This is a genomic window from Cryobacterium sp. RTC2.1 (genome assembly GCF_035018685.1).
GTDB lineage: Bacteria > Actinomycetota > Actinomycetes > Actinomycetales > Microbacteriaceae > Cryobacterium > Cryobacterium glucosi.
This window is the reverse complement of the sequence record NZ_JASJXJ010000036.1, coordinates 17,190-27,744: the sequence shown is the minus strand read 5'-3', so window position 1 is coordinate 27,744 and position 10,555 is coordinate 17,190. Positions and strand designations below refer to the sequence as shown.

The 10,555-nt window shown below is 70.2% G+C and carries 9 protein-coding genes; 2 read left to right on the top strand and 7 right to left on the bottom strand.

Annotation, left to right across the window (positions count from 1 at the left end):
- The 7 genes from QN357_RS06890 to QN357_RS06860 all read right to left on the bottom strand — a co-directional run.
- Positions 1–987, bottom strand: a 987-nt coding sequence (locus tag QN357_RS06890; protein ID WP_323504701.1) for a hypothetical protein, incomplete at its 3' end; no start/stop codon positions are given.
- Positions 984–1,619: a response regulator gene (locus QN357_RS06885; protein WP_241987385.1), complete on the bottom strand. Its 636-nt coding sequence runs from the start codon at positions 1,617–1,619 to the stop codon at positions 984–986. The genes QN357_RS06890 and QN357_RS06885, both read right to left, overlap by 4 nt.
- A gap of 151 nt (positions 1,620–1,770) precedes the next feature.
- Positions 1,771–2,490: a thymidine kinase gene (locus QN357_RS06880; RefSeq protein ID WP_134449868.1), complete on the bottom strand. Its 720-nt coding sequence runs from the start codon at positions 2,488–2,490 to the stop codon at positions 1,771–1,773.
- A 55-nt stretch (positions 2,491–2,545) separates the two neighbouring features.
- A complete protein-coding gene (locus QN357_RS06875; protein WP_323504700.1) occupies positions 2,546–3,916 on the bottom strand; it encodes a hypothetical protein in 1,371 nt (456 codons plus the stop codon).
- Complete coding sequence (locus QN357_RS06870) at positions 3,913–5,193, bottom strand: sensor histidine kinase (protein ID WP_134558018.1); 1,281 nt, start codon at positions 5,191–5,193, stop codon at positions 3,913–3,915. Before QN357_RS06870 ends, QN357_RS06875 begins: the two co-directional genes overlap by 4 nt.
- A 153-nt stretch (positions 5,194–5,346) precedes the next feature.
- On the bottom strand, positions 5,347–6,447 hold the full coding sequence (locus tag QN357_RS06865; RefSeq protein WP_323504699.1) for an Rv2578c family radical SAM protein: 1,101 nt from the start codon (positions 6,445–6,447) through the stop codon (positions 5,347–5,349).
- Between the two features lie 97 nt (positions 6,448–6,544).
- A complete protein-coding gene (locus QN357_RS06860) occupies positions 6,545–8,017 on the bottom strand; it encodes a malate:quinone oxidoreductase (RefSeq protein WP_134450074.1) in 1,473 nt (490 codons plus the stop codon).
- Between the two features lie 169 nt (positions 8,018–8,186).
- On the opposite strand from QN357_RS06860, the gene QN357_RS06855 reads away from it, so the two are divergent.
- Entirely contained in the window at positions 8,187–9,185 is a 999-nt protein-coding gene (locus QN357_RS06855) for a glycoside hydrolase family 6 protein (protein WP_323504698.1), read from the top strand.
- 86 nt (positions 9,186–9,271) lie between these two features.
- Complete coding sequence (locus QN357_RS06850) at positions 9,272–10,519, top strand: winged helix-turn-helix transcriptional regulator (RefSeq protein ID WP_323504697.1); 1,248 nt, start codon at positions 9,272–9,274, stop codon at positions 10,517–10,519.
- Positions 10,520–10,555: the final 36 nt, after the last annotated feature.

The following is a 10,555-nucleotide window of genomic DNA, read 5'->3' as shown; positions in this document are numbered from 1 at the left end:
GCGGTGCACCGGGCGGTCAAGGCCGACCCCCGCAGCGACCCGGGAATTGCGCAGGGCCTCGCCGACGGCGCCGAGCAGGGCCGTCGCGGCTGCGGCCGTCACTACTGAGCGGTCGTCGAGGTCGGAGTTCACGACGGCGTCGGGCGTGATCTGCGCGGCGAGGGCTTCGAGTCGTCGGGTCAGTTCTGGGCCGGGGACGAGCTGCCCGGGGGCGCGGTCCCTGACCGCGTCGAGGCGCACAAGGGTGGTGGCGGCGTGCTCGGCGAGGGCCGCGGCAGGAATGCCGCCGCGGCCGGCCATCAACAGGGTGGAGATGACGCTGTCGTGCACGAGCGCGTCGATCGCCACGCGCTCGCGGCTGCGGGCCACTCCCGCCGCGGCGGCAGCGATGTCCGCCCGGGTGGCGACCGTCGCAGCGTCGACCCGGACGGCATTGCGGCGGGCCGCCATCATCAGCCCGAGGAAGACGCCCACGAGGAGCATCGAGTAGACGGCGTCTTCGAGGCCGACGAGGACCGGCCGGGGATCCGTCGATGTCGCGGCGCGGACGAGCCCGCTGAGCGCGCAGACGACGACGAGATAGGCCCAGCCGACGCGGTCGCGGGTGGCGACGCCGACGGCGAGGACGGGCACCCCGGTGAAGGTCAGGGCCCAGGGGATGTCCGCGCCGGCCGGGAGCGGCGTGGCCCGGAACGACAACCAGAAGACGAGGATGGCGAGGAACACGACACCCTCGGCGAGCGCGATCCGGCGCAGCAGCCTCAGCGACGCCCGCCGGGAGAGCACACCGAGCGCGACGGGCAGCCCGAAGACGAGGGCCCAGATCAGGATCGCGGGAAGGGGTCGCGGCGCCCAGACCTGACTGAGGAAGGAGCCCAGGCTGAGGAGGCAGAACACCACCGCGGTGGGACCGATCGACGTATAGAGCACCCGGGCGAGGCGCTCGGCGGCGGTCAGGCCGGCGAGCGGGCGCCGGCCGCGCCTCACGGCTGGCCGGGGACCGGCAGGATGCCGTCTTCGAGGGCCCGCTTGTACAGGTCGATCTTCGTGTTGGCCGGGCGTCCGACGCGCTGGTATTTCGAACGGACCCGGCGGATGTAGTCGATCACGGTCGCCTCGGCGAGGCCGGTGCGGGCGGCGACGAGCGGGGCCTTCGCGCCGGCCGCGTAGAGGGAGAGCACTTCGCGTTCCCGCGGGCTGAGCCCGGCGTCGTTGAGCTCGGGGTCGCCGTCGAGGGCGGCAGCCCACTCGGTCGAGGGGATCGGCTCCCCGGCGGCGGCGCGGAGCACCGCGTCGAGCAGCACCGCCGTCGGTTCGGACTTGCGCACCACGCCGAGCACCCCGCTGCGGGCGGCCGTGCGCATCAGCACGGCGTCGTCGCCCGCGGTGAAGGCGAGGACGGCCGAACCGGCGGAGCGCAGCCGGTCGACGTTGTCGCCGACGGCCGAATCGTCGGACAGCCGCAGGTCGAGGATCACGAGGTCGACCGGGTGGCTGGCCTGCGCGGTCGATTCGAGCAGTTCGGTCACCGAAGCGACCGTTGCGACGACCTGGATCTCCGGGAGCGCCCCGAAGAGGGCGGCGAAACCGCGCGCGACGATCTCGTGGTCATCGATCAAGGCAATGCGATAGCTGGGCACGAGAAACTTTCGGTCAGGCCGTACTGGGACGGCGCCTGCGGTGCGGTGAAGCTGGATGGTGTTCCTGCCGCCGGCGTGCGTGTTCGGGTGCCACCGGAAGTGACGGCTTTTCGACGGTGATGTGCTGGTCCTAGGGTGAAACCGGGGGAACGCGCCGGGGGGCATGTGGGGCGCTCGCAGTCTCGCCAGGGACGAGGTCTTCTGGAGAGACAGCCGGGCGCCCCCTCCCCTCGTTCATGGCCCGATGGCCGAGGCGCCCGCCGCTCTCCTCGAGGTAGCAGGAGCCGCACAGGGACTCATAGGTGACGAAGGCCCCGTCGATCGCGACCTGATCGCCAGCGAAGACGAAGCGCCCGTCGATCTTGCGGCCGTTGAAGACGGCCTTGCGCCCGCAGCGGCAGATGGTCTTGAGTTCTTCGAGGCTGTGCGCGATCTCGAGCAGGCGGCGGCTGCCGGGGAACGCGACGGTCTGGAAGTCGGTGCGGATCCCGTACGCCAGGACGGGGATGTTCTCGAGGATCGCGATGCGGAGCAAGTCGTCGACCTGGGCCTCGGTGAGGAACTGCGCCTCGTCGACGAGGAGGGCGCTGACGTCGAGCCCGTCGCGGGCGACGACCTGAGCGCGGTGCTCCTGGAAGAGGGCGTAGGCATCCGTCTCAGGGGTGAGCAGGAAGTCGACGCCGCGCGTCACGCCGAGGCGCGAGAGGATGCCCCGATCACCTTTGGTGTCGACAGACGGCTTGGCGAGCAGCACACGATGGCCGCGCTCCTCGTAGTTGTATGCGGCCTGGAGCATCGACGTGCTCTTGCCGCTGTTCATCGCTCCATAGCGAAAGTACAGTTTTGCCACGGTACCTGGAATCCCCCTCTGCGCCACCCGGCGCGTTCGTCTGCCCCGGGTCAGTTCAGCGTACTGGGCGTGCGACGCGTCGGCGTTCGGGGCCGTGTTCCGCGTCGAACTCGAGCGTCACGAGCGGACGACGACCGGATGCCCGGCTCGTGGAGACGCGCACCCGCCCGAACACCACGTGCAGGACGCCGAGGTAGGGCCGCAGCAGGGCGCGAACGGCCCGGGCGGGCAGGTCGATGCCGACCTGGATCGTGACCTGGTCGAGCCGGGGGGCGGATGCCGGGGCGCCGGCGCCCGGGGGCGTCTCGCGCCGGGGTCCGCGGTCGGGGATCGTGCGGAGCGGGGAGGTGCTCAGCGGGATCTCGGACGTCGTGGTGAGCGGCGACCGGGTCAGGGCCGGCCGCGGGGACCCGGTGCCGCGGAACTCGTCGCCCGCGGTGACCTGAACGACGAGGCTGCAGGGGTCGAAGCCCGGCGCCGAGCAGAGGGCGCCGAGCAGGGCCGCGGTCGCGGCGCGCTGGTCGGTATGGAAGGCGGCGGCGCGGCGGTCGGGATCGGCGACCACGAGCAGCGGGGTGATGCCGCGGGCCAGGAGTGCCGCGCGCTCCCTCGCGATGGCCGCGTCGAGCCAGGTCTTGTCGAGCTCGCGAAGGAGCGCCTTGCGCACGTCGGCGGCGAGCGCACCGGCCCGGGTGATGTCGGCCTTGGTGATCTCGCCGCGTTCGAGGACCTCGGTGAGCAGCGGGAGCACGCCAGCGGCGAGTTCGGTGCGCTGCTGCTCGACGACGGCCCTGACCACGCGGGCCCTGGTCTCCTCGGTGCGCTCGATGATCGCACGGCGGGCATCCGTCTGCCAGGCCAGCAGTGAACCAACGAGGCGACGGGAGTATGCGGCCCCGGCGAGCGCGGGAGCGAGGACCTGGGTGACCGCGACGGCCGCGAAGACGACGGGGGCGACGTCGATGGAGTGGAAGGGCGCCTGCACCCAGGTCACAGCGGCGACGACGAGCGCGAGGACCCCGGCGGAGGCCGCGATCTGGCGCCACGGCCGGTAGGGGGCGAGGCCGAGCAGGAGGAGGCCGATCGCGACGGGACCGAAGTCGTCCTGGATCAGGGCGTTGTGGTTCCAGCGGGAGGCCTGTTCGAGCAGGTAGGCGGCGAGGGCGAGCACGGCGATGGCCACGTGTGCGGCGGCGCGGAACGGTGCGTTTCTCGGGCGGGAGGCGAGGACGAGCAGGATCGCGGCGAGGGTGACGGCCGCGATCGCGAGGGAGCCCAGGAGCGCGTTGCCGGTCTGGCCGGCCTGGGTGATCGTGGCCGTGACTGCGGAGACCGTGACGATCGCGGCGATCGCCGGCGCGAGCGGCCACGCGGCGAGGGCTCCGAGCGGATCGAGTTGCTGCTGGGTCAGGGAGCTGCGGCTCATAGCGGCCAGCCGATCCCGGCGTCGCTCGCGGTGTCGCCGGCCGGATCGGATGCCGGGCCGCTTGCCGCACCGGTGCCGGGCCGTTCGACGGCGTCCCCGGGAGGCGCAGGCACCGTCAGGAGCACGGAGGTGCCCGCACCGGGACGGGTCATGATCGTGACAGAGCCGCCGAGGCGCTCGATGCGGCGGCGCACCGCCTGGCGAAGGCCGAGGCGGTCGGCGCCGGTCTCCGATTCCGTGAAGCCGCGGCCGGCATCCATCACCATCACGGAGAGATCGCGGTCGGTGGATTCGATGACGACCTCGGCTGAGACGATGCCGGCGTGCAGGATGACGTTGATCAGGCACTGCTGCACGGCGAGGCCGAGCTCGCGGTCGGCGACCGCGTCGAGGCGGCCGAGGGCGGCGCGCTCCCCCGTGACCTCGACGACGAGGCCGCGGTCACGGCAGCGTTCGATCGCGGAATAGACGGCACTGTCGAGCCAGCCGTCAGGTCCGGAAAGTCGCTCGTCGGAGTCGGTGAGCCAGCTGGTGCCGTGCAGGGTGTCCACGGTCTCACGGATGCCGGCGGCCAGGTGCGGGCCGAGTGGCCCGGGGTGGGCGTGCACGAGCGCGACAAGCTGGTTGAGCGTGGTGTCCTGGCTGAGGGCGACCGCGCGCACGTCGAGTTCGTGCCGCAGCAGCCGGGACTGGTCCTCCTGCAGCGCCCGGTGCATGGCGAGCTGGACGGGACGGTGCCTGCGCCGGCCGAGGCCACTCACGAGCATCACCCCGACGAGGAAGAGGTACGTCGACACCGTGAACGCATCGGGGTGATAGGGCACCCCGGTTTCGAGGGCGGCGAGGACGGTCACGGTTTCGGCGAGAATGAAGCCGGCGGTGCCCCAGAGTACGCCCACGAGGGCGCCCGTTCCGACGCCGCCGACCATCAGCAGCGCCATCTTCGGCATGGACACGAGAAAGACGTCCGAGCTGTGGAAGAGCTCGGGCAGCCCGAGCAGGGTGACGCTGACGACGTAGGTGACGACGGAGCCGACAAGAAGGTAGGCGACCGAGAGCAGCACGGTGCGGTGGCGGGACAGGAGGAAGAGGAGGATCGCCATGGAGAGGATCCCGATCAGGCTCACGCCGATCTGCGCGCTCGGGTGGCTGATGCCGAGAACGGCGATCGAGACGAGGGCACCGACCAGGCAGGTGAGGCCGAACCAGTGCGTGGCCTGGGCCAGGGCACGCCCGACCGAGGTGCCGACCAGATGGTCGGGGAGGCCTAGGGTCATTGCCGCTCCGTTCTCCGTCGATTATCGCATCCGGTGGAGCCCTTCTGGCGTGAACGGTCGCGAATCGAGGTTCGCGTGGGCGTTGAACGTCGATCTGCGACACCTCAGCCGGGGCGGGGGCGCAGCGAGGCATCCGCTGTGCGGAGCCGCAGTTCAGAACAGGGTCGGGTGCAGCTCAGGCGGGAGCTCGCCCGCAATGAGCAACCCCGGGCCGGGCACGGGCCGGCCAGGGAACGCAGGGACGGTGGGCGCGGGGCGGGCGAGCGCGCGGGAGCGGACGCCTCCGGTGACGGGATCCTCGAGCCCGTGCTCGAGCCCGTGCGCCCGGATCAGCGGCTTGATCCGGAGCGCGAGCCATTGCCGGTAGCCCTTGGGTGCGTAGGCGTTACGACCGTAGAGCTCGTGGTAGCGGGGCACGAGGTCGGGGTGGTCCCTCGCGAGCCACTGCATGAACCAGTCGCGCACCCCCGGCCGCAGGTGCAGCGCGGTGTACATCACGTCGGAGGCCCCGGCAGCCTTCGCCTGGCGGAGGGCGTCGTCGAGGTGCGCCCGGGTGTCGGTGAGGAACGGCAGGATCGGCATCATGAACACGGAGCAGCGCAGGCCGCGCTCCCGGATGGCGGTCACGGTGGCGAGGCGCGCCGCCGTGGATGGCGTGCCCGGCTCGACTGCTGACTGCAGTTCGTCGTCGTAGATCGCGATCGAGAGGGCGAGGTCGACGGGCACGAGCGTGCTCGCCTCCACGAGCAGATCGAGGTCGCGCCGGATCAGGGTGCCTTTGGTGAGGATCGAGAGCGGGGTGCCGGAGTCGGCGAGCGCCGCGATGACGCCCGGCATCAGCCGGTAGCGACCCTCTGCACGCTGGTAGGGATCGGTGTTGGTGCCGAGCGCGACGGCGTTGCGCTCCCAGGCGGGCCTGGCGAGCTCCTTGCGGAGAACCTCCGCGACGTTGACCTTCACGATGATCTCGTTGTCGAAGTCCTTGCCGGCGTCGAGGTCGAGGTACGTGTGCGTGTTGCGGGCAAAACAGTATGTGCACGCATGGGAGCAGCCTCGGTAGGGGTTGATCGTCCAGCCGAACGGCATGGCACTCTGGCCGGGCACCCGATTGAGCGCGGACTTGGCCAGGATCTCGTGGAAGGTGATCCCCGCGAACTCGGGGGTGCGCACGCTCCGCACCAGGTTGTTCAGCCGGGCAAGACCGGGAAGCGCGCCCGCCTGTTCCGTCGTGAGTTCCTGCCCGCTCCACCGCATGCATACATTCGAACACACGTTCGATACCTGCGCAAGGGTGATGCGGCATCCGCCCTCACCGATTCGACGGAGATCGTGCCCGACTCCGTCGGACCGGTCAGGGGTTGGTGAGGTGCAGGGTCGCGGCGGTCGCGGCGAGGGAGGCTGCGGCGCGGGCGGGGTCGTCCGACAGGGTCGTGCCGAGGCTCGGGATCAGTTCGCGGAGTCGCGGTTCCCAGGCCGGGTACTGCTCGGGGAAGCAGCGCTTGAGCAGGTCGACCATGATCGGAGCCGCGGTCGATGCCCCGGGGGATGCCCCGAGCAGGCCGGCGATGCTGCCGTCGGCCGAGGTGATGACCTCGGTTCCGAATTGCAGCACTCCGCCCTCCTTCGGGTCCTTCTTCATCACCTGGACACGCTGGCCCGCGGTGATGAGCTCCCAGTCGGCCATCTTCGCCGTCGGCATGAACTCCTGCAGGGCCTTGAGCTTGACGGTGCGGGACGCGAAGACCTCGCCGAAGAGGTACTTCATCAGGCCGACGTTGTGCCGGGCGACGGCGAGCATCGGGCCGATGTTGTGCCCACGGACAGAGAAGGGGAGGTCGAACCAGGTGCTCGACTTGAGGAACTTGGGGGTGAACCCCGCGAAGGGCCCGAACAGCAGCGAGGCCTCCCCCTCGACGTGGCGGGTGTCGAGGTGCGGGACCGACATCGGCGGGGCGCCGACGGCGGCCTTGCCGTAGACCTTGGCCTGGTGCTGGGCGACGACCGCGGGATTGGTCGTGCGCAGGAACTGGCCGCTGATCGGGAAGCCGCCGAAACCCCGTGCCTCGGGGATGCCGCTCTGCTGCAGCAGGGCGAGCGCGCCGCCGCCGGCACCCACGAACACGAAGCGGGCCTTCACAATGCTGGGGTGCCCGCCGACGAGGCGCCGGAGGTTCAGCCGCCAGGTGCCGTCCGTCAGCTTCTTCAGGCCGGTGACCTGCTGGTTGACGTGGACGCCGACACCCTTGGCTGCGAGGTCGTCGAAGAGGTAGCGGGTGAGTGCGCCGAAGTCGACATCGGTGCCCGAGGCGATCCGGGTCGCGGCGATGCGCTGGTTCTTCGGGCGGTTCTTCGTCAGCAGCGGGGTCCAGGTGCCGATGACGGCCGGGTCTTCGCTGTATTCCATCCCGTGGAAGAGCGGCTGGTCCTTGAGCGCCGCGAACCGTTTGCGCAGGTATTCGACGTTGGACTTGCCGTGCACGAACGTCATGTGCGGCGTCGAGTTGATGAACTTCGTCGGTTCGGGCAGAACGCCGTCGATGACCAGGGACGACCAGAGCTGGCGGCTGATCTGGAACTGCTCATTGATGCTCACGGCCTTGTCGGCGGTGACGCTTCCGTCGCTCGCCTGGGGCATGTAGTTGAGCTCGCACAGGGCAGCGTGACCGGTCCCCGCGTTGTTCCAGGGGTTCGAGCTCTCCTGGGCGACCTCGCCGAGGCGCTCGTAGACCTCGATACTCCAGTCGGGCTGCACCTGTTTGATCAAGGTGCCGAGAGTGGCGCTCATGACGCCGCCACCAATAAGTACGACATCAACCTGCGCCATTGGATTCACACGTTCGAGTGTAACGCCGCGCGCACGGGCGCCTGACCGCGTCCGATACCGCCGATCACCCCGGACTGGGGGCGAAATGGGACACCAAAACGGAACAAAGATCCGTCAGACGATACTCCTGCGTAACATATCTGTATAACCCCCCCGATAGGGTGGGTTCGTGCATTCGTCCGGCTCGCGTACAGGTCTCGTCCTCGGCATCATCGCCCTGGCGGTCCCCGTGCTTGCCCTCGGCACCTTCGTCAGCGCTTTCGCCCTGCAGGTACCGGGAGGTCAGACCGTGAACCCGCTGGCGACCACATCGTTCTACGTGAATCCGTCCTCCTCGGCGGCGCAGGCAGCAGCGGATGCAGCCGAAAGGTCCGGGGCGACCTCGGCCGAGGCGACGGCGCTGAGCCGGCTCGCCGCCCAGCCCGCGGCGATCTGGCTGACGCCGGAGAAGTATCCGCTCGACACGGTCGGCGAAGAGGTCGCGACCATCACAGATGCCGCGATCAAGGACGGGAAGACCGCCGTCTTCGTTCTCTATGGAATCCCCAACCGGGACTGCGGCAACTTCTCCTCCGGCGGACTCTCGGTGCTCGAATACCCCGGCTGGGTGCAGGCGATCGCGACGAGCCTGACGTTGCGCGAGGCCGTCGTGATCCTCGAGCCCGATGCCCTCTCCCTCGCCACCCAGTGCAACAACGTCGAGGAGCGGGTTCACGAGGTGCACACCGCGGTCGACCTCCTCGCACCCACGCGCGCAACGGTCTATCTCGACGCCGGCCACTCCGAATGGATCGCCCCGTCCGCGATGGCCGGGCTGCTCAACCGCTCGGGCATCGCCTCCGTGCGCGGTTTCGCGACGAACGTGTCCAACTACATGGACTCCGCGGCCGAGCACGCGTATGCACAGCAGGTCTCCGACCTCACCAACGGCGCCCACTACGTGATCGACACCTCCCGCAACGGTGCGGGCTCGAACGGCGAGTGGTGCAATCCCCCCGGCCGCGCCCTCGGCGTCCTCCCCTCCGTCGTCTCAAACCAGGGCGCCCAGGATGCGAACCTCTGGATCAAGCAGCCGGGCGAGAGCGACGGAACCTGCAATGGCGGCCCCACGGCAGGGGACTGGTGGAACGCCCAGGCACTCGCGCTCACCAAGGCCGCCGGATGGTAAGCCCCGGTGCCGCCGGCACTCCCCTCGACAGCACACCGTTCATTGTTCGTTTTCGGTCGCAGGCCGAAGCAGCTAGGAGATAGATCATGGAAACAACGGAGAGTGAGCGGCGCGTTGCTGTCATCATCGAGGACGACGACGATATCCGTCATCTCCTCGAGGCCGTGCTGACCCAGGCCGGTTTCGACGCAATCGCGACGAGCAACGGTGTCGACGGCGTGCGCGCGGTGCGGGCGTACGACCCGATCGTCACGACCCTCGACGTGAGCATGCCGGGTATGGACGGCCTCGAGACCGCGAAGCGCATTCGCGCCTTCAGCTCGACCTACATCGTGATGCTCACCGCGCGCGACGAGGAAATCGACACCCTGCAGGGCCTCGAGGCCGGCGCAGACGACTATATGACCAAGCCGTTCCGCCCGCGCGAATTGCGCGCCAGGATCGACGCCATGATGCGTCGTCCCCGTCAGGCCCTCGTCTCACCGTCTTCGACCTATGCGGATGCCCCGTCTGCGGACGCTTCCGACGACTCCGGCTTCCCGGCAGCGCCGGCCGAGTATGCGACCTCAGAGCACGCCACCACCGACTACGCGCAGGCCGCATCCGCGCCGGAATACGCGCAGGCTCCTCCGGTCGAGTACCGGCCGGCCGCAGCGGCTCCGCACTACCAGCAGCCGCCCGTTGCGCAGCCGACGACCTACCAGCAGGCCCCGCAGCAGCCGCAGGCACCGCAGTACCAGCAGGCGCCGCCCGCGCAGTACCAGCAGGCGCCACTGCAGCAGGCCGCGCCGCCCGTGCAGTATCAGCAGGCCCCACCGCCCGGATACGTCCCCGGGCCGTCCGGCTGGGTCCCCGCCCCGGTCGAGTATGCGCCGGCGCCCCCGCAGGGCTGGGCGCCCGCCCCGACGCCCGAGGCTCCCCCGGTGGCCCAGCCGCAGGCATCGGCCCCCTCGAACGCGCTCGCACTCATCGCGCCGCAGCCCGCCGTTCCGGACGCCGCGGACTGGATGGAGCACAACGGCCTGCGCCTGAGCCCGGAAATGCGTCTCGCGGTACTCGGCACGGCGGAGCTCGACCTCACCCGCACCGAATTCGACCTGCTCGCCGCGTTGCTCGACTCCAAGCGCCGCGTGCGCAGCAAGGCGGACCTCGCGCTCCTCCTGCGCGGCGAAAGCTACGTGACCGCGTACTACGTGAACGAGGCCGACAAGCGTGCCGTCGAAGCGCACATGGGCAACCTGCGCCGCAAGCTCGGCGACAGCCTCACCACCCCGCGCTGGCTCGAGACCGTGCGCGGCGTCGGTTACCGGCTGGCGGCTTCCGAAGACGACTGAGGCCCGGCTCTCCGCCGGAACTCCGCAGGGGCGGGC